Consider the following 18,190-nt stretch of genomic DNA (forward strand, 5'->3'; position numbering starts at 1 on the left):
CCTTGTCCCGCAAGCCTTTCGCGCTCTCCGCCTACCTGGCCTTTGCCCGGGGGCGCCCCGCCACGGCGGCGCCCGCACCACCCCGCCCCGAGGGCCCGCTGATCTGGGCTCACGCAGAGCGGGACGAGACCGCGCGCGCGCTTGCGGGGCTGATTGCACGGATACAGGTTCAGAGGCCCGAGATCTCGGCACTGATGACCGCCTCGGGCGCCCTGCCCGACCTGAGCAAGACCTTGCCCGACTGTCATACCCTGCCGCTGGCGACGGACGGGCTTGCCGACGCGCAGGCCTTTGCCGCGCACTGGCGCCCCGACATCGGCTTCTGGACCGGGCAGGTGCTCTATCCCGCGCTGTTCAGCCGCGTCTCCGCCGGCGGCACGCGGCTGGTGCATCTCGGTGCGCGTGACGATGTCTGGGAGGTGCCCGCGCCGCTCTGGGTGCCCGACAGCACGACCTCCGCGCTGTCGTTCTTCGACCGCATCTTCGCCGAGGACGATGCTGCCCTGCGGCGGCTTCGCCGCGCCGGCATCCCCGACCGCCGCCTGCGCCGCGCCGGTCCGCTGGCCGAGACCGCGCCGCCGCTCGACTGCTCCGAGGACCTGCACGAGGAAATGGCCGCGACGCTTTCCGGCCGACCGATCTGGCTGGCCGCACGGGTGCGCGCGGGCGAGGCCGTCGACATCCTGCAGGCGCACATGCGGGCGACGCGCCTTGCCCACCGTCTGCTGCTGGTGCTGGTCCCGGCCACGCCCGAGGATGGCCGCGAGATCGCCGGGCTGGTCCGCAGCTCCGAGTTGCGTGCGGCGGACTGGGACGGGGGCGACATGCCCGACGAGAACACCCAGGTGCTGGTGACCGAGGACGCCTCGGAACTGGGCCTGTGGTACAGGCTCGCGCCCATCGTCTTTCTCGGCGGCTCGCTGCGGCCCGGTCACGGCGGAGAAGACCCGCTCGAGGCCGCAGCCCATGGCGCCGCCCTGCTCTACGGGCCGAACGTGCGCAACCACCTGTCGTCCTACACCCGGCTCGTCGAGGCGGGCGCCGCGCGGATCGTGCGCGACTTCGACACGCTCGCGACCGCCATTTCGCAGCTCGTGGCGCCCGATCGCGCCGCCGCCATGGCCCACGCCGGCTGGGACGTGGTGAGCCAGGGCGCGGCGCTGACCGACGAGGTCACGGCGCTTGCCTTCGACTGGCTCGACGGCGGCGACGGCAGCGGCAACGGGGCGGTGGCCTGATGCGTCCGCCGCGCTTCTGGTATACCCCGCCGGACCGTCCCGGCTTGCGCGCCCGGCTGCTGGCGCCGCTCGGCGCGCTCACCGCGCGGCTGACCGCGCGCCGCGTCGCCGCGCCCGGCCTTGCGCCCGGTGTGCCGGTGATCTGCGTCGGCAACCTCAACGCCGGCGGCACCGGCAAGACCCCCACCGTGATCGCGCTGCTGGAACGGCTCAGCACGCGCGGCCTGGCGACCCACGTGGTGTCGCGTGGCCACGGGGGGCAGCTCGAGGGCCCTGCCCGGGTCGATCTGCAGGGACACACCGCCGAGGACGTGGGCGACGAGCCGCTACTGCTCGCCGCCTTCACGCCGGTCTGGGTGTCGCGGGATCGCGCTGCGGGCGCCCGCGCCGCCGTCGCTGCGGGGGCCGAGGTGATCGTCATGGACGACGGGTTCCAGAACCCGGCACTGCGCAAGGACCTGTCCATCGTCGTGGTCGACGCGGCCAAGGGCTTCGGCAACGGGCGCTGCATGCCCGCAGGCCCCCTGCGCGAGCCGGTGGGCCCCGGCCTGGCCCGCGCCGACCTGCTGCTCTCCATCGGCCCGACCCCGGCCCAGGCCCGCTTTGCAGAGGCTTGGCGGCAAAGCATCGCCCTGCCCCACATCACCGGCACGCTCGAGCCATTGCAGACCGGCATGGACTGGGAGGGACTGCCGACGCTCGCCTTCGCCGGGATCGGTCACCCCGAGAAGTTCTTTGCCACCCTGCGCGGCCTTGGCGCCGAGCTGCGCGCCACGCACGCGCTCGACGATCATCAGCCGTTCACGCAGGCCCTTCTGACGCGGCTGGAAACCGACGCCGCCCGCCTTGGCGCCCAGCTCGTGACCACAGAGAAAGATGCCGTGCGCCTGCCCGAGGCGTTCCGCCCCAAGGTGCTCAGCCTGCCCGTGCGTCTGCAGATCTCCGATTCCGCGCCGCTCGACGCGGCGCTCGACCGGCTGTTTCCAAACTGAACTGCGGCATTCACTCCGCCGCCAGCGGCTGCTCCTCTTCGCGATGACCGATGGCCGCGATCTCGGCCACCACGCCGCGCAGCAGGCGACGGAAGGCGTGGAAATTGCCGTTCGGCCGGATCCGCTCTTCGTCCATGTAGATGGACCGGTCGATCTCGACCTGGATGGCATGCTGGCGCCGCGACGGACGACCGTAAGTCTGCGTCACGTAGGCGCCGGCAAACGGCGTGTTGCGGACCACCGACAACCCCGCCCCGGCAAAGGCGCCCTCGATCCGCGCCACGATCTCGGGCGCGGCAGAGGCGCCGAACCGGTCGCCGATGACGATCTCGGGCCGCCGGGCGGAGTTGCGCGCCACGCCGTCGAGCGCCTCGTGCGGCATCGAGTGGCAGTCGATCAGCACCACCTCGCCAAAGCGGTCGCGGGCGCGCTCCAGCAGCGTGCGCAGCTGCGCGTGGTAGGGATGCCAGTAGCGGGTGATCCGACGCTCCGCCTCGGCCATGGGCAACTTGCCCCGATAGATCGCCCGCCCGTTCGCCACTACCCGCGGCACAACCCCCAGCCCGCTCGCGATTCGCGGATTGTGCCCGCCCCGGCGCACCCCTTCGATCAGCGCCGGATCGAGCTCGTCGGCAGCCCGGTTGAGGTCGATGAAGGCCCGAGGCGCAACCGCCCGCAGCAGTGGCGCGCCGAACTGCGGCGCACAGTCGAACAGTCGGTCGACGAAGGCATCCTCCGACGAGCGAATCGAATGCTCGTCGAGCACGGTGCCGCGAAGGAAACTCCACGGGTAGTCACGCCCGGAATGCGGCGAGGCGAAGACCACGCAGGACGTGGCCGCCTCCGGCAGCTCGAGATGATAGGCGACTTTGGGCATCCGCACTCCTTTCCGCCGATAATAGGCCGATTTCGGCGACTGCCAAAAGACTGTTTCGAAAGCCCTTAGGAAACATGAAGAATGAGCCGGAAAACTGCTTGCCACCACTTCCGACTCCTTTTATAGCGCTCTCCACCGGCGCGGTTCTCCCGCGCCCCTTTACTTCAAGGGGCAACGGACACGGGAACAGCGCAGGCCATGACGGGCGGTTAGCTCAGCGGTAGAGCACTACGTTGACATCGTAGGGGCCACTGGTTCGATCCCAGTACCGCCCACCATGGTCCTTATAACTTCCCTCGCGGCTTCGGTCCGAGGGTTATTGCAACGCCAGGCGCTCGCGCGCCGCGACAAGAGGAGAGACCGGAATGAAGGTCGCAAACTCGCTCCGCTCGCTCAAGAAGCGCCATCGCGACTGCCGCGTTGTGCGCCGCAAGGGCCGCGTCTACGTGATCAACAAGACCCAGCGCCGTTTCAAGGCCCGTCAGGGCTGAACCGGCAACGGAAGCGGACTTTGGATTGGGCTGCCCTCGGGCGGCCTTTTCTGTTTTTGGAAGACCGGCGACAACGCCCTACGCAGAGCGCGGCGCCATGCGGTAAAACCGGACCGGTGCGGCGATCCTATTCGCTCGTCTCGATCTCCACCCTGTAGCGCAGTTCTGCCGCAACCGGGGGCCCGTAATAGCTGCCCTCGACCGGCATGGTCTCGCCCTGCCCCGGCGCGGCGCAAAGCACCACGTGGCCATCGCTGACACGCTGCCCATGGGTCGGATCGAACCCCCGCCAGCCCGCTCCCGGCAGGAAGACCTCGGGCCAGGCGTGCAGATGCCGCTGACCGTCGACACTCTCGGCCTGCGCCTGGTAACCGCTGGCGAATCGCGCGGGAAGACCCACGAGACGGCAGCAGGCGATGAACAGGACCGCGAGGTCGCGGCAGGCGCCCTCTGCCCGCAGCAGCGTCTCCTCGGGCGCCTGCGCATAGCCCGTGTCCCGGATGCGCCGGTCCGTGCGGCGATAGAGTGTCTCCGTCAGCGCGTCGAGAAACCGCAGCGGCCTCTGGCCCTGCTCCGCCGCCAGCGCCTGCGCGAAATCGACCACCGCCGGGCCAGGCGGCCGGTCGAGCGTGAGACAACCAGCAAGGACGGCAGGCGCTCTGGACCAGGGCAGCGCGGGCAGTCCGGCCTCCTCCACCGGAGGCGGCACGGCTGTCTTGATCTCGAAGCGGCTCTCCACACGTAACAAGCGGCTCGGTGCGCCAAAGTCGAGAACCGTCATGAGGTTGCCATGGCTGTCCTCGCGCTCCTCGCGGGCACGCGGCTCGGGCTCCACCACCAGCGCCCGCTGCAAAAGCTGCCCGGCGCCCGGGCGCGGCGACAGGCGCAACCGATGCTGGCCAAGCGAGACCGGGCTCTCGTAGCTGTAAAGGGTCTCGTGACGGACCGAAAAGCGCATTCCGGCTCACTCCGCGTCAGCAGCGCACGACGGGCATCAGACCACCCTGCGCGGCGCCGGCCCAGTGCCCGTGCCGCTCCACGTCAAAGGCGCCATGCCCACCGCCCGAAAATTCACCAGATGCGACCCGAGGCTCAAAGCCGCGGAACGGCTTTCTCGACGGCTCCGGCCTGCGCGGCCGCCACGAAGGCCGCGATGCGCGCCGGATCCTTCACGCCCGGCGCCGATTCGACCCCGGACGAGACGTCGACCTGCGGCGCCCCGGTCAGCGCCACCGCCTCCGCGACGTTCGCAGGCGTCAGTCCCCCGGCCAGCATCCACGGGCAAGGCCAGCGACGATTCGCCACCAGCCGCCAGTCGAAGGCGAGCCCGTTTCCGCCCGGAAGCGCCGCGCCCTTGGGCGCCTTGGCATCCACCAGAAGCTGGTCCGCCACCCGACCGTAGTCGGCCAGCGCCTCAAGGTCATCCTCTCCGGCAACCCCGACGGCCTTCATCACCGGCAACCCGTAGCGCGCCTTGATCTCGGCCACCCGTGCGACGCTCTCCGACCCGTGAAGCTGCAGCATGTCGAGCGGAACCTCGGCGAGGATCGCATCGAGCAACGCGTCGTCCGCGTTCACCACGAGCCCGACCTTGGCCAGCCCGAGCGGCGCCTCCAGCGCCAGCTCACGCGCACGCGCGATCTCGACATGGCGCGGGCTCTTGGGGAAAAACACGAAGCCGCCGTAACGCGCGCCCGCCTCGGCGGCGGCCTGCACGTCTCCGGGCCGCGTGAGCCCGCAGATCTTCACCCGAATGTCGGTCATTCCGCTTTACTCCGACCGGATCTTCTCCGGTTCGACAAATACCTCGGGGGAGTCCGTGCGCGCAGCGCGCGGACGGGGGCAGAGCCCCCACCCCGGCGAGACCCGACCGTCCGCTCAGGCGCTCTGGTCGAGGATCGCCAGCACTTCGTCCTTGTTCTTGTCGCGCTCGGCCTGCGTGCGCTTCAGCTCGCGCTCGAGACGGCGCAGCTCGGCCTTGCGCTCGGCGGCCGCCGCGCGGTGCTTGTGCTCGCGCAGCCACTCCCAGAAGAAGCCGATGAGCAGCCCGGCCACGATACCGGCGAAGAACACCAGGAACACCGGAACCGAGATCCCGGCCTGGAAGCTCAGCAGTGCCGCGAGCTGGTCGGGCAACAGCTGAAGGTCGACCATGGACCGGTTGGCCATGGCAATGGCAACGAGGACGACGGCGAGGACGCCCAGAAACGCATAGCGAATGTAACGCATATCCTGTCTTACTTTCCGTTCAGCCGGTCGCGGAGAAGCTTGCCCGTCTTGAAGAACGGCACGTGCTTTTCCTCGACCTCGACCGCTTCACCGGTCCTTGGGTTGCGCCCGGTCCGGGCGTCGCGCTTCTTCACCGAGAAGGCGCCGAACCCGCGCAGCTCGACCCGGTCGCCCCGGGCCATGGCATTCGTGATCTCCTCGAAGATCGTGTTCACGATCCGCTCCACGTCCCGCTGGTAGAGATGCGGATTCTCCTCCGCGATCTTCTGGATCAATTCAGATCTGATCATCCTCACACATCCCCTCATGGCGTCTTGTCGCGCCGTGTCTGTGTCGTGAACAGTAGCGCGGAGAAGTTCAAAGGAAAACCGGGAGATTGCGCGAAAAACCTTCCATGGCAGCCGTTTGGGGATTCGGTTGGCGCTACTGCCGGGCTTCGCGGTCAGGCCGCCAGCGATGCTGCGCCGCAGCGCCACGGAACCCGGTTGCGGGCGGGCCGCGATTCGCGCCGCCGCGACCAGGCGGGGCTGACCCCCGCCCTGCACAGGAAAAGGCCCCGCCGGATCGCTCCGGCGGGGCCCTCTCGTTTCATGCGGTCGGGCACTCGGCCCGGCGGATCACTCGTCGCCCTTCAGCGCGGCGCCAAGGATGTCGCCCAGCGACGCACCCGAGTCGGAGGAACCGTACTGCTGAACGGCCTCTTTCTCTTCGGCGATCTCGCGTGCCTTGATCGACAGGCCAAGACGACGGGTCTTGTTGTCGATGTTGGTGACGCGGACGTCGACCTTGTCACCCATCGAGAAACGCTCGGGGCGCTGCTCGGAACGGTCACGCGACAGGTCGGAGCGGCGGATGAAGGACTTCATGCCCTCGTATTCCACCTCGATGCCGCCATCCTCGATCGCGGTGACCTCGACGGTGATGATCGCACCGCGCTTCACGCCGCCGATGGCTTCCGCGAACTTGTCGCCGCCCAGGGCCTTGATCGAGAGCGAGATGCGCTCCTTCTCGGTGTCCACCTCGGTGACCACGGCCTGAACCACGTCGCCCTTGCGGTACTCCTGGATGGCTTCCTCGCCGCGCTGGTCCCAGCTGAGGTCGGAGAGGTGCACCATGCCGTCGATCTCGCCGTCGAGACCGATGAACAGGCCGAACTCGGTGATGTTCTTGACCTCGCCCTCGACCTGCGTGCCCTCGGGGTGGGTCTCGGAGAAGACTTCCCACGGGTTGCGCATGGTCTGCTTGAGGCCGAGCGACACGCGGCGCTTCGCCTGGTCGATCTCGAGCACCATGACGTCCACCTCCTGCGAGGTCGACACGATCTTGCCCGGGTGGACGTTCTTCTTGGTCCAGGACATCTCGGAGACGTGCACGAGACCTTCCACGCCCGGCTCCAGCTCCACGAAGGCGCCGTAATCGGTGATGTTGGTCACGCGGCCCTTGTGGACCGAGGCCAGCGGGTACTTGACCGCCACCAGATCCCACGGGTCTTCCTGCAGCTGCTTCATGCCGAGGGAGATACGGTGGGTTTCCTTGTTGATCTTGATGACCTGGACCTTGACGGTCTCGCCGATCGACAGGATCTCGGACGGGTGGTTCACACGGCGCCATGCCATGTCGGTCACGTGCAGCAGGCCGTCGACGCCGCCGAGGTCGACGAATGCGCCGTACTCGGTGATGTTCTTGACCACGCCTTCCACGGTCTGGCCTTCATGCAGTGCGGCGATGACCTCGGCACGCTGCTCGGCACGGCTCTCTTCGAGGATCGCACGGCGCGAGACAACGATGTTGCCACGGCGACGGTCCATCTTGAGGATCTGGAACGGCTGCTTGAGACCCATGAGCGGGCCTGCGTCGCGCACGGGGCGCACGTCGACCTGCGAGCCGGGCAGGAAGGCCACGGCGCCGCCGAGATCGACGGTGAAGCCGCCCTTGACGCGGCCGAAGATCGCGCCTTCGACGCGGGCGTCGTCGGCATATGCCTTCTCGAGGCGATCCCATGCGGCTTCGCGACGGGCCATCTCGCGCGAGATGACGGCTTCGCCGCGGGCGTTCTCGGCGGAACGGAGGTAGACTTCGACCTCGTCACCGACGGAGATGTCGGGTGCTTCGCCGGGATTCGCGAATTCCTTGAGATCGACGCGGCCTTCCATCTTGTAGCCGACGTCGATGATGGCCTGGCCTGCCTCTACGGCGATGACCTTGCCCTTGACGACAGTGCCCTCATCGGGCGTGTCCATTTCGAGGCTTTCATTAAGGAGGGCCTCGAATTCCTCCATGGTTGCGTTAGCCATGTGGCGTTCTGATCCTTTTCACATCTGTCTTTTACTGGCCGGGCGGTTGTCTCCGCCGGTCTTGAACGGGTTGGTCTCTTCAGACGTCCGCATATGACAAAGAGGGCCGGTTTGGTGCCGACCCTGCTCGCCTCTTCGTCGCGGGCTTTATGCCTGTCTTGACGCGCGCGATATACGCAATGCACGGCCCGGGATCAAGCCCGAACAGCCCTGCCCCGCCGCCGCGCGCTCAGCAGTAGCGCTCCGGGCCGACCCATTGCGCCGCCGTGTAGCGGTCGCCGTGGCACCAGCCCATCGGCAGCACCTGCTCGACCCGGGCCAACTGCGCGTCCGACAGCGACGCCTCCGCCCCCTCGACCAGTTCGCGGAAATGCGCGACCGAGCGGGTGCCCGGGATCGGGATGACATGCGGCCCCTTGTGCAGCGTCCAGGCGATGGCCAGCGCAGCGGCGCTCAGGCCCATCTCGGCGGCCAGCGCGCGGAAGCCCGCGACCATCTCGAGGTTGGCGGTGAGGTTCGGCTCGGTGAACCGGGGGTTGGTCCGCAGGAACACGCTCTCCGAGATCGCCTCGCGCGTGAGCGGATGGTCGGTCAGCAGCGAGCGCCCCACCGGCGAGAAGGCGACCAGCGCCGTGCCCAGTTCCGCGCAGGCCTGCAGGAGCCCCAGCTCGGGCGCGCGGGTCGAGAGCGAGTATTCCGACTGCACCGCCGCGACCGGGTGTTCGGCATGTGCCCGGCGCAGGGTGGCGGGCGCGATCTCCGACAGGCCGATGGCGCGGCACTTGCCCTTTTCCACCAGGCGGCCGAGCGTGCCGGCCACCTCTTCGGGCGGGATCTCCGCCTGGTAGCGATGGGCATAGAACAGGTCGACGCAATCGACGCCCAGCCGCTTCAGCGACCCGTCGAGCTCGGCCTCCATGTGCGCGGGCGAGTTGTCGAAACAACGGTTGCCCTCGGCGTCCTTGGTGATGCCCGCCTTGGTGGCGATATGCAGCCCGTCCCGAGCGCCGGGGTTGGCCTTGAGCCACGCGCCGATGGTCGTCTCCGAGCGGCCCATGCCGTAGATGTTCGAGGTATCGATATGCGTGACCCCGACCTCGCGCGCGAGGTCCAGCACCGCAAAGGAATTCTCCTCGGTCGTGGCACCGTACATGTCCGAGAACGACATGCCCCCGACCCCGAGGCACGAGACCTCGGCCGCGCCGATCCGCCGCTGTTTCATTCGCCGTCTCCCTGGATAATGGCCCGACGCAGGTCCACTGCCGCCACCGCACGGGCGACGGCTGCCGCGATGTCGAGCTCCGACGTGTCGATGATCACCGCATCCTCCGCCGGGCGCAACGGGGCGTCGGCGCGGGACGCGTCGCGCGCGTCGCGCTCCCGGGTCTCGGCCAGCACCGTGTCGTAGTCGACCTCGACCCCGGCAGCCTGCAGCTCGTCGAAGCGACGCCGCGCGCGCACCTCGGCGCTGGCGGTGACGAAGAGCTTGGCCTCGGCCTCGGGACAGATCACCGTGCCGATGTCACGCCCGTCGAGCACCGCCCCGCCCGAGCGGCGCGCATAGGCCCGCTGGAAGTCGACGAGTGCGGCGCGCACCTCGGGGATCACCGCGACCTTGCTCGCCGCCTGTGCCACCTCGGGGCTGCGCAGCCCCTCGGCCTCGAGATCCTCGGCCACGAGCGCCTGCGCGGCCTCGATCGGCTCGACCCCGTCGAGCATGCGCCGGCCCACGGCGCGGTAGAGCAGCCCGGTGTCGAGATGTCCGACGCCGAAATGCGCGGCCACGGCCTTGCTGATCGTGCCCTTGCCGGCAGCCGCCGGCCCGTCGATGGCGATGGTAAAGCTCATGGGTCAGCCTCCTGAATTCGGCCCTTCCGCCGCTTATGGCGGCCCCGAGAGCAGGCTTCAAGCCTCGCACGGACGACGCCGCCAGAGCGCGCCGAGACCGAGCACGCAAATCAGCACGAGCCCGACCTTGGCCTGCGTGAAGCGCGAGGCCCAGGCCGCAAGCTCCGGCAGGAACCCCTCCGCCCCGCGCAGGAGCAGTTCCCGCACCACCGCGTTCTCGGCCCAGTCGGCGCAGAAATAGGCCAGCGGCGGCAGGACCAGAAGCGCCCGCAGCAGCCGCCCCCGCCCGCGTGCGAGGATCTGCAGCCCTAGCCCGAGCGACAGCGCGAAGCTTGCCATGAAGGCCGCGTCGAGCCAGCGCATCTCGAGCAGGTAGACCCCGCGCCCGCCGTCATCGAGTGCCCGCAGATAGTCCAGCACCGCCGCGCCGTCGTAGCCCGCAAGCCGCGCGTCGAGCGGCAGCTGCCCGCCCGCGGCCGGCACCAGCACGGTCCATGAAAACCAGCCCATCAGCAGGAAGGTCGCCGTCGCCAGCGCCGCGACGACCGGCAGCAGCCGGCTCATGCGCCCCGCGCGATGTCCGCACCAAGCCCCGTCATCAGCGGCTCGAACACCGGGAACGAAGTCGCGATGGGTCCGCCGTCGTCGACCCACACCGGCTCGGTGGTGCCAAGCCCCATGACGAGGAACGACATGGCGATGCGGTGGTCGAGATGGCTCTGCACCTCGGCGCCGCCCGGCACGTTGCCATGACCGCGCCCCGTGACCGTCCACCAGTCCTCGCCCTCGTCGACCTCGACACCGTTGGCACGCAGCCCGCGCGCCATGGCGTCGATCCGGTCGCTCTCCTTCACCCGCAGCTCGCGGACGCCCGGCATGTGGGTGCGCCCCTCGGCAAAAGCCGCGACCACCGAAAGCACCGGGTACTCGTCGATCATGCTCGCCGCGCGCTCGGGCGGCACCTCTATGCCCTTGAGATCCGGCGAGAAGCGGGCGCGCAGGTCGGCGACCGGCTCACCGCCCTCCTCGCGCGGGTTCTCGAAGGTCAGGTCGGCGCCCATCTCCTGCAGGGTGAAGAACAGCCCCGCCCGCGTCGGGTTGAGCCCGATGTTCGGAACCAGCACGTCCGAGCCCTCGGTGATCAGCGCGGCGCAGACCGGGAAGGCCGCCGAGGACGGATCGCGCGGCACCACGATGACCTGCGGCTTCAGCTCCGGTCGTCCGGTCAGGGTGATGACCCGGCCCTCGGGCGTGTCCTCGGTGACCACCTCGGCGCCGAACCCGGTGAGCATCCGCTCGGAATGGTCGCGCGTCGCCTCGCGCTCGATCACCACGGTCTGCCCCGGTGCGTTCAGCCCCGCCAGCAGCACCGCCGATTTCACCTGCGCCGACGGCACCGGCGTCGCGTAGCGCACCGGCAGCGGATCGCGCGCCCCGAGGATGGTCATCGGCAGCCGCCCGCCGGACCGGCCATGCGCCTGTGCCCCGAACAGCGCCAGCGGATCGGTCACCCGCGCCATCGGCCGCTTGTTGAGGCTCGCGTCCCCGGTGAAGGTCGCGGCGATCGGCGTGGTCGCCATCGCCCCCATGATCAGCCGCACCCCGGTGCCGGAGTTGCCGCAGTCGATCACCTGCCCCGGCTCCGAGAACCCGCCGACCCCCACGCCCTGCACGTGCCATGTGTCGCCGCGCTTCTCGACCTCCGCGCCGAAGGCGCGCATCGCCTTCGCGGTGTCCAGAACGTCCTGCCCCTCGAGCAGGCCGGTGACCTTCGTCTCGCCGACCGCCATCGCCCCGAGGATCAGCGACCGGTGCGAGATCGACTTGTCCCCCGGCACATGCGCCTCGCCGCGCAGACCCTGCGACCGGCGCGCAATCATCGGAATGGCTTCCCCGTGGCTCGACATGACACCCTCTCCTGTTATCGCTCACGGGCGCTGATAGCAGCGCCCCGCGCCCCTGTCTTCTTCTCTTTCCAAATACCCTCGGGGGTGAGGCCGCAAGGCCGAGGGGGCAGCGCCCCCTCTCTCCCGCTCACACCCGGCGGAACGTCAGGTAATGCGGCACCCGGCCCTCACGCAGCGCCTTCTGCTCGTAGCGGGTCGACAGCCAGTCGTCCCAGGGTTCGCGCCAGTCCTCAGGCCGCTCGGCCAGCCACTCGAAGCCCGCCTTGGGCACCTCGACCAGCGTCTGCCGCACGTAGTCCGGAATGTCGGTGGCCACGCGGAAGATCGCGCCCGGCGTCATCGCCCGGGCCAGCGGCTCGAGGTGCTCCTGCGTCACGAACCGCCGGCGGTGATGCTTCTTCTTCGGCCAGGGGTCCGGGTAGAGCAGGAAGGCCCGCTCGATGCAGCCGTCCGGCAGCACGTCGAAGAGGTTGCGCACGTCGCCCGGGTAGACCCGCACGTTGCCGACGCCGGCGCGGCGGATCTTGCCCAGCAACATCGCGACGCCGTTGATGTAGGGCTCGCAGCCGACGATCCCGACCTGCGGGTTCTGCGCCGCCTGGTGGACCATGTGCTCGCCGCCGCCGAAGCCCACCTCGAGCCACAGCGGCTTGCCGTCGAAGAGCCGCCCCGTGTCGAGCGGCACCCGGTCCGGGTTCACGTCCCAGTCCACCGGTCCCGGCGACAGCGCGCCGAGATCTTCCTCGAGATAGGCCTCCTGCGACGCCTTGAGGGTCTTGCCCTTCACGCGGCCGTAGAAATTGCGCCAGGGGGCGCCGGGATGCTTGTTCGACGTGGTCATGGCCGCGCGTTTAGCGCCAAGCCCCGCGCAGGGCAATCCCGCACGAAAAAGGGCGGCCCGCGACGGCCGCCCCTGTTGTCCTTCGACGCCTTTGCGCTTCAGATCTCTTTCTTCAGCGCCTCGGCAAGGTCGGTCTGCTCCCACGAGAAACCGCCGTCCTCGTCGGGCGCACGCCCGAAGTGGCCGTAGGCCGCGGTGCGCTCGTAGATCGGCTTGTTGAGGTCGAGATGAGTGCGGATGCCGCGCGGCGTCAGGTCCATGACCTTGGGGATCGCCGCCTCGATGGCCGCCGGGTCGACCTCGGCGGTGCCGAAGCTGTCGACGTAGATCGACAGCGGCTTCGCCACGCCGATGGCATAGGACAGCTGCACGGTGCAGCGCTCGGCCAGCCCCGCCGCGACGATGTTCTTGGCGAGGTAGCGCGAGGCATAGGCCGCCGAGCGGTCCACCTTGGTCGGGTCCTTGCCCGAGAAGGCGCCGCCGCCGTGCGGCGCCGCGCCGCCGTAGGTGTCGACGATGATCTTGCGCCCCGTAAGGCCGGCGTCGCCGTCGGGCCCGCCGATCACGAAGGTGCCGGTGGGGTTCACCCACCAGTCGGTCGCGTCGGTGAGCCAGCCCTCGGGCAGGACCTCGCGGATGTAGGGCTCGACGATCGCGCGCACGTCGGCCGAGCTGAGATCCGGGTCGAGGTGCTGGTGCGACAGCACGACCGAGGTCACGCCCACCGGCTTGCCGTTCTCGTAGCGGACCGAGAACTGCGACTTCGCGTCCGGCCCCAGCATCGGCGCCTCGCCCGACTTGCGCGCCTCGGCGAGCCGCTTGAGCACCGCGTGCGAGAACAGGATCGGCGCCGGCATCATCTCCGGCGTCTCGTTGGTGGCGTAGCCGAACATGATGCCCTGGTCGCCGGCGCCCTCGTCGCCGCGCTCGCCGGTCACGCCTTGCGCGATATGCGCCGACTGCTCGTGCAGCAGGTTGGTGATCTCGACCGTTTCCCAGTGAAACTTGTCCTGCTCGTAGCCGATGTCCCGGATGCACGCGCGCGCGATGTCCGGGATCGCCTGCATGTACTCGGAGAGCTTGGCCTGATCGGACAGGCCGATCTCGCCCCCGATGACCACGCGGTTGGTGGTGGCGAAGGTTTCGCAGGCGACGCGCGCCAGCGGGTCTTCCGCGAGCAGCGCATCGAGCACCGCATCGGAAATACGGTCACAGACCTTGTCAGGGTGACCCTCGGACACGGACTCCGAGGTGAAAGTGTAGTTTTGTCGGGACATTTGCGCTCCATTGGGTACCGACCGTCACGCCAGGAAGCCGTTGTGACGGGGATGTAACGCACTATGGCTACGGCGTGCCGACAGGGGCGTCAATCGGAAACGCGCCGGACGCGCCAGAAAGCCGCGAGGGCGAGCACAAGAAACAGGCCGAGCGCCGGCAGGTCGCCGGTGCGGCTGTAGGGGGTCACCCGCAGCGGCGGCGGCAGCGCGGTGTCGAGATAGCCGGCCTCGCCCAGCGGCAGACGGTCGAGCACGCGCCCGGCCCCGTCGATCACCGCCGAGACGCCGGTGTTGGCGGCGCGCACCATCGGCAGCCCCTGCTCGATGGCCCGCACCCGCGCCTGCGCGAGATGCTGGTAGGGCCCCGAGAACGTGCCGAACCATGCGTCGTTGGTGAGCTGCAGCAGGAAATCGGGGCGCTGCGGCGACCGCAGGTCCTGCGGAAAGACCGCCTCGTAGCAGATGAGCGGCAGCGCCCGTCCCAGTTCCTCGCCCAGGTCGATGGTGCGCGGCCCCGGGCCCGCGGCGTAGCCGCCCGCCGCCCGCTGCGCGAGCCCGCCGATCTCGAAATGGCTGAAGAACCACGCGGCGGGCATGTATTCCCCGAAGGGCACGAGATGGTGCTTGTCGTAGACCTGCAGCACCTCGGGCCCCTGCTCCGCCAGAACCAGCGAATTGTAGTAGTCACCGGCCTCTTCGCGCTGGATGCCGACCACGAGCCGCCCCGGGAAGGCCGCGTCGGTGGCGATCTCGAGCCCGCGGTCGGCGCGGTTCAGCAGCATCGGCAGCGCGGTCTCCGGCCAGACGGTCAGCGCCGGGCGCGCGAGGTCTTGGTGAGACGGGGCGGCAGTGAATTCGACCTGCCGGTCGAAGAAGGTCGGCACCCAGGCCGGGTCCCACTTCTGGCGCTGCGGGGCGTTGGGCTGCACCAGCCGCACCACCGGCCGGCCGTCGAGATCCTGCAGCGGCGGCACCAGCGCCATCCCGCCAAAGACCAGAACGGCCAGCAGCGCGCCCCCGGCAAGCGCCGGGCGCCACGCCTTCGCGGCGCCCCCGCGCAGGGCAACGGCGAGCAGCGCCGCCGCCCCGAGGGTGACGAAGGTCAGCCCGTGCGGACCGATGACCGCGACCCACTGGATCGCGTCGACGGGCGTCCAGAGCGAGCCGACCATGGCCCAGGGAAAGCCGGTGAAGAGATAGGCGCGGGCCAGCTCGGCCGTGGCCCAGAGCACGACCAGCGCGAAGAGCCGGCGCCGCCGCCGCACCTGCGCCGCGCCCCAGAAGGCGAGCGCCCAGAACAGCGCCAGCCCCGCCGCGAGGAAGAACAGCGCGAAGGGGGCCATCCAGCCCGTCGTGACCGCGTCGACCTGGAACGGCTCGACCACCCAGGACAGCACCAGCCCGAAGTAGCCCAGCCCGACGCCCCAGCCCGCCGCCAGCGCGCCGCGGGTGCCCCGCGCCGCGTCGAACAGCAGGAAGGCCGCGACGAGGCCGGCGAAGGCCGGCCACGGCAGATCGAAGGGCGCCTGCCCGAAGCCCATGACCGCGCCAGCCGCGACGGCCAGCGTCAGCCTTGCCCAGCCCGGCAGCCCGTCGAGCCGCCGGCGCGCGACGTCAAGCACGCGGCGCCTCCGTCTCGGAGCGTTGGGCCTGCGGCACGGCCGCCGGCTTCGGCTCGGGGGCGGGCAGCGCCGCGACCGTGGTGTGCGGACGGATGCGCAACCGCTTGATGCGGCGGGGATCGGCGTCGACGACCTCGAAGTCGATGCCCGCCGGATGCGGGATCACCTCGCCCCGGGCGGGGACGTGCCCCGCCAGCATGAACACGAGGCCACCGAGCGTGTCGATCTCTTCCTCGTCAATGTCCTCGTCGGCAGTGAGCGCGATGCCGGTGTCGGCCTCGAACTCCTCGAGCGGCGTCTTCGCGAGCGCCAGCCAGCTGCCGGTCTTCTCGCGGAAGAAGTTGCGGCCCTCGTCGATGTCGTGCTCGTCCTCGATCTCGCCGATGACCTGTTCGATCAGGTCCTCGATGGTCACGAGCCCGTCGACACCGCCGTATTCGTCGATCACCAGCGCCATGTGCCGGCGTTCGGTCTGCATCTTGGTGAGCAGCACGCCGATGGGCATGGAGGGCGGGACGAAGACCAGCGGGCGCAGGATCTTGGTGAGGTCGAAATCCTCGTCGCCGTTGCCGTTGAAGCCGTGGCGCAGCGAGAAATCCTTGAGGTGCGCCATGCCGATCGGCGTGTCGAGCGTGCCGGAGTAGACCGGCAAGCGGGTCATGCCGCTTTCGCGGAAAACCTTCACAAGCTCGGATTTCGTGCTGGTGTCAGGCACCGCCACGATGTCCGCCTTGGGAATCGCCACGTCCTCGACGCGCATGCGGCGCAGGTTCATGAGCCCCGGAGGAGGGGTCATGGCCTGAGGCACGGGGGTATTGTCCACCGGGGCGACCTGATCCGGCGCCGGTTTGAACGCTCTGAAAAGACGGCGGAAAAATCCGTCGCCGCCTTGTTCGTATGCTCCTGGCCGCGCGCTGTGCGCCGCCATAGACGAGCCGTCGGTGTCGCCCATAGATCCTTTTCCGTTGGCGGGGCCGAACCCCAAGTCTTAGGAATATGGGTTCGCGATACCCATTTTGCCAAGTATTTCTGTCTCGAGAGTTTCCATCACCGTGGCTTCCTCGTCACTCACATGGTCGTGGCCCAGCAGATGCAGGGTGGCGTGAACGATCAGATGGGTGAGATGGTCGGCCGGTGTCTTGTCCTGATCGCGGGCCTCGCGCAGGCAGGTTTCGTAGGCGATGGCGATGTCGCCAAGCTCTTCCGGCATCTCCGGGTCGCCCTCGGGAAGCCGGTCGGGCGTGCGCTCCTCCGACGGCCAGGACAGCACGTTGGTGGGCTTTGGCTTGTCGCGGAAATCGGCGTTGAGTGCCGCGATGCGGGCATCGTCGCAGGCGAGGACGGCAATCTCGAAGCCGTCGGGATCGAGCCCGACATGGCTCAGGGCCGCGCGGGCGGCGCGCTCGGCGAGGTCCTCGAGGCCCAGGGCCTCCCAGCGGTCGTCTTCGCAGATGAGATCGGTGAGCATCATGTCTCCGCCGGGGTCGCAGGGGGCGCTGCCCCCTCGGCACATGCGTGCCTCACCCCCGGGATATTTCCGGCCAGAAGAAACCGGGGACCGCCCTGTCAGGCGGCACCCTCGGCGTCGTTCTCATAGGCTTCGATGATCGCCGCGACAAGCGGGTGACGCACCACGTCCTTGCCGGTGAAGTAGTTGAAGCCGATCTTTTCGATGCCCTTGAGCAGCCGCTCGGCATCCCACAGGCCCGAGGGCACGCCACGCGGCAGGTCGACCTGCGTGCGGTCGCCGGTGATGACCATGCGCGAGCCCTCGCCCAGGCGGGTCAGGAACATCTTCATCTGCATGGTGGTGGCGTTCTGCGCCTCGTCGAGCACCACGAAGGCGTTCGACAGGGTGCGGCCGCGCATGAAGGCCAGCGGCGCGATCTCTACGGTCTTCTCTTCGCGCATCCTGGCGAGCTGCTTGCCGGGCAGGAAGTCGTTCAGCGCGTCGTAGAGCGGCTGCATGTAGGGGTCGACCTTCTCTTCCTGCGTGCCCGGAAGGAAGCCCAGCCGCTCGCCCGCTTCCACCGCCGGGCGGCAGAGGATGATCTTGTCGACGGCGCCGGTGATCAGCATGTTCACGCCAACCGCCACGGCGAGATAGGTCTTGCCGGTGCCCGCCGGGCCGATGCCGAAGGCGAGCTCGTTGCCGTAGAGCGACCGCACGTAGGCCTTCTGCGCGTCGGTGCGCGGCTCGATCAGCTTCTTGCGGGTCTTGATCTCGACCTTGCCGCCGTCGAACATCTCGAGCTGGGCCTCGGAGTCTTCTTCCTCGGGGGCGAGGCGGAACTCGCGGTCGATGTCGGCCCGGCTGACCGCACGCCCCTGCTCGAGCCGCTGGTAGAGCGCGGTGAGCACGTCGCGCGCGGCGGTCTGTGCGTCTTCCGGGCCGTGGATCGCCAGCTGGTTGCCCCGGCGCAGGATCTGCACGCCGGTGCGGGTCTCGATGTCGGTGAGATTGCGGTCGAACTCGCCGCAAAGGTCGATCAGCAGCCGGTTGTCCGGGAATTCAAGGATGGCTTCTGTGAGGGTGCCTGTGGTCACGCATGTCTCCTGCGCCTCGAGTCTGTC

General features: G+C 69.2%; 19 protein-coding genes, 1 tRNA gene and 1 riboswitch. Of the genes, 4 read left to right on the top strand and 16 right to left on the bottom strand.

Annotated elements, in window-relative coordinates; all coding sequences use genetic code 11:
* Positions 1-2 precede the first annotated feature (2 nt).
* Positions 3-1,238, top strand: a complete 1,236-nt coding sequence (locus tag D6860_RS06800; protein WP_076622105.1) for a 3-deoxy-D-manno-octulosonic acid transferase — start codon at positions 3-5, stop codon at positions 1,236-1,238.
* A complete protein-coding gene (lpxK, locus tag D6860_RS06805) occupies positions 1,238-2,230 on the top strand; it encodes a tetraacyldisaccharide 4'-kinase (RefSeq protein ID WP_076622106.1) in 993 nt (330 codons plus the stop codon). Before D6860_RS06800 ends, lpxK begins: the two co-directional genes overlap by 1 nt.
* 10 nt (positions 2,231-2,240) lie before the next feature.
* Here the strand turns inward: lpxK and D6860_RS06810 are convergent, their stop codons facing one another.
* Positions 2,241-3,107 carry an N-formylglutamate amidohydrolase gene (locus D6860_RS06810; protein WP_076622107.1) on the bottom strand — a complete coding sequence of 289 codons (867 nt, stop codon included), beginning with the start codon at positions 3,105-3,107 and terminating at the stop codon, positions 2,241-2,243.
* A 203-nt stretch (positions 3,108-3,310) separates the two neighbouring features.
* Here D6860_RS06810 and D6860_RS06815 point away from each other — a divergent pair.
* Both D6860_RS06815 and ykgO read left to right on the top strand, forming a co-directional pair.
* Positions 3,311-3,385: transfer RNA gene (locus D6860_RS06815), tRNA-Val, on the top strand.
* Between the two features lie 87 nt (positions 3,386-3,472).
* Complete coding sequence (gene ykgO / locus D6860_RS06820) at positions 3,473-3,598, top strand: type B 50S ribosomal protein L36 (protein ID WP_007792261.1); 126 nt, start codon at positions 3,473-3,475, stop codon at positions 3,596-3,598.
* Between the two features lie 127 nt (positions 3,599-3,725).
* On the opposite strand, the gene D6860_RS06825 is transcribed toward ykgO, so the two are convergent.
* The 15 genes from D6860_RS06825 to D6860_RS06895 all read right to left on the bottom strand — a co-directional run bounded on the left by D6860_RS06825 (position 3,726) and on the right by D6860_RS06895 (position 18,163).
* Positions 3,726-4,556 carry a transglutaminase family protein gene (locus D6860_RS06825; RefSeq protein WP_076622108.1) on the bottom strand — a complete coding sequence of 277 codons (831 nt, stop codon included), beginning with the start codon at positions 4,554-4,556 and terminating at the stop codon, positions 3,726-3,728.
* Between the two features lie 134 nt (positions 4,557-4,690).
* Positions 4,691-5,362 (bottom strand): phosphoribosylanthranilate isomerase, encoded by a 672-nt coding sequence (locus D6860_RS06830; RefSeq protein WP_076622109.1) that lies wholly within the window; start codon positions 5,360-5,362, stop codon positions 4,691-4,693.
* A gap of 114 nt (positions 5,363-5,476) precedes the next feature.
* Positions 5,477-5,827, bottom strand: a complete 351-nt coding sequence (locus D6860_RS06835) for a lipopolysaccharide assembly protein LapA domain-containing protein (protein ID WP_076622110.1) — start codon at positions 5,825-5,827, stop codon at positions 5,477-5,479.
* An 8-nt stretch (positions 5,828-5,835) separates the two neighbouring features.
* Positions 5,836-6,117: an integration host factor subunit beta gene (ihfB, locus tag D6860_RS06840; protein WP_076622111.1), complete on the bottom strand. Its 282-nt coding sequence runs from the start codon at positions 6,115-6,117 to the stop codon at positions 5,836-5,838.
* Between the two features lie 327 nt (positions 6,118-6,444).
* On the bottom strand, positions 6,445-8,121 hold the full coding sequence (gene rpsA, locus D6860_RS06845) for a 30S ribosomal protein S1 (RefSeq protein ID WP_076622112.1): 1,677 nt from the start codon (positions 8,119-8,121) through the stop codon (positions 6,445-6,447).
* A gap of 229 nt (positions 8,122-8,350) precedes the next feature.
* Positions 8,351-9,343, bottom strand: coding sequence for an aldo/keto reductase (locus D6860_RS06850; RefSeq protein WP_076622113.1), 993 nt, complete (start codon positions 9,341-9,343; stop codon positions 8,351-8,353).
* On the bottom strand, positions 9,340-9,969 hold the full coding sequence (locus tag D6860_RS06855) for a (d)CMP kinase (protein WP_076622114.1): 630 nt from the start codon (positions 9,967-9,969) through the stop codon (positions 9,340-9,342). The genes D6860_RS06850 and D6860_RS06855 overlap by 4 nt, the downstream gene beginning before the upstream one ends.
* 57 nt (positions 9,970-10,026) lie before the next feature.
* Positions 10,027-10,533, bottom strand: a complete 507-nt coding sequence (locus D6860_RS06860) for a hypothetical protein (protein WP_076622115.1) — start codon at positions 10,531-10,533, stop codon at positions 10,027-10,029.
* Complete coding sequence (gene aroA / locus D6860_RS06865; protein WP_076622116.1) at positions 10,530-11,876, bottom strand: 3-phosphoshikimate 1-carboxyvinyltransferase; 1,347 nt, start codon at positions 11,874-11,876, stop codon at positions 10,530-10,532. The genes D6860_RS06860 and aroA overlap by 4 nt, the downstream gene beginning before the upstream one ends.
* 127 nt (positions 11,877-12,003) lie before the next feature.
* A complete protein-coding gene (locus D6860_RS06870; RefSeq protein ID WP_076622117.1) occupies positions 12,004-12,717 on the bottom strand; it encodes a tRNA (guanine(46)-N(7))-methyltransferase TrmB in 714 nt (237 codons plus the stop codon).
* 98 nt (positions 12,718-12,815) lie between these two features.
* Positions 12,816-13,994, bottom strand: coding sequence for a methionine adenosyltransferase (gene metK / locus D6860_RS06875; RefSeq protein WP_076622118.1), 1,179 nt, complete (start codon positions 13,992-13,994; stop codon positions 12,816-12,818).
* A gap of 3 nt (positions 13,995-13,997) precedes the next feature.
* Positions 13,998-14,046, bottom strand: a riboswitch (SAM-SAH riboswitch).
* 37 nt (positions 14,047-14,083) lie between these two features.
* A complete protein-coding gene (gene lnt / locus D6860_RS06880) occupies positions 14,084-15,616 on the bottom strand; it encodes an apolipoprotein N-acyltransferase (RefSeq protein ID WP_076622119.1) in 1,533 nt (510 codons plus the stop codon).
* Positions 15,609-16,568, bottom strand: a complete 960-nt coding sequence (locus D6860_RS06885; protein ID WP_076622120.1) for a hemolysin family protein — start codon at positions 16,566-16,568, stop codon at positions 15,609-15,611. Before D6860_RS06885 ends, lnt begins: the two co-directional genes overlap by 8 nt.
* A gap of 36 nt (positions 16,569-16,604) precedes the next feature.
* Positions 16,605-17,084: an rRNA maturation RNase YbeY gene (gene ybeY, locus D6860_RS06890; RefSeq protein ID WP_076625214.1), complete on the bottom strand. Its 480-nt coding sequence runs from the start codon at positions 17,082-17,084 to the stop codon at positions 16,605-16,607.
* Positions 17,085-17,182: 98 nt separating this feature from the next.
* Positions 17,183-18,163, bottom strand: a complete 981-nt coding sequence (locus D6860_RS06895) for a PhoH family protein (protein WP_076622121.1) — start codon at positions 18,161-18,163, stop codon at positions 17,183-17,185.
* Positions 18,164-18,190: the final 27 nt, after the last annotated feature.

The sequence above is a fragment of the Salipiger sp. D13 genome (genome assembly GCF_003703915.1).
Taxonomy (GTDB): Bacteria; Pseudomonadota; Alphaproteobacteria; order Rhodobacterales; family Rhodobacteraceae; genus Salipiger; species Salipiger profundus.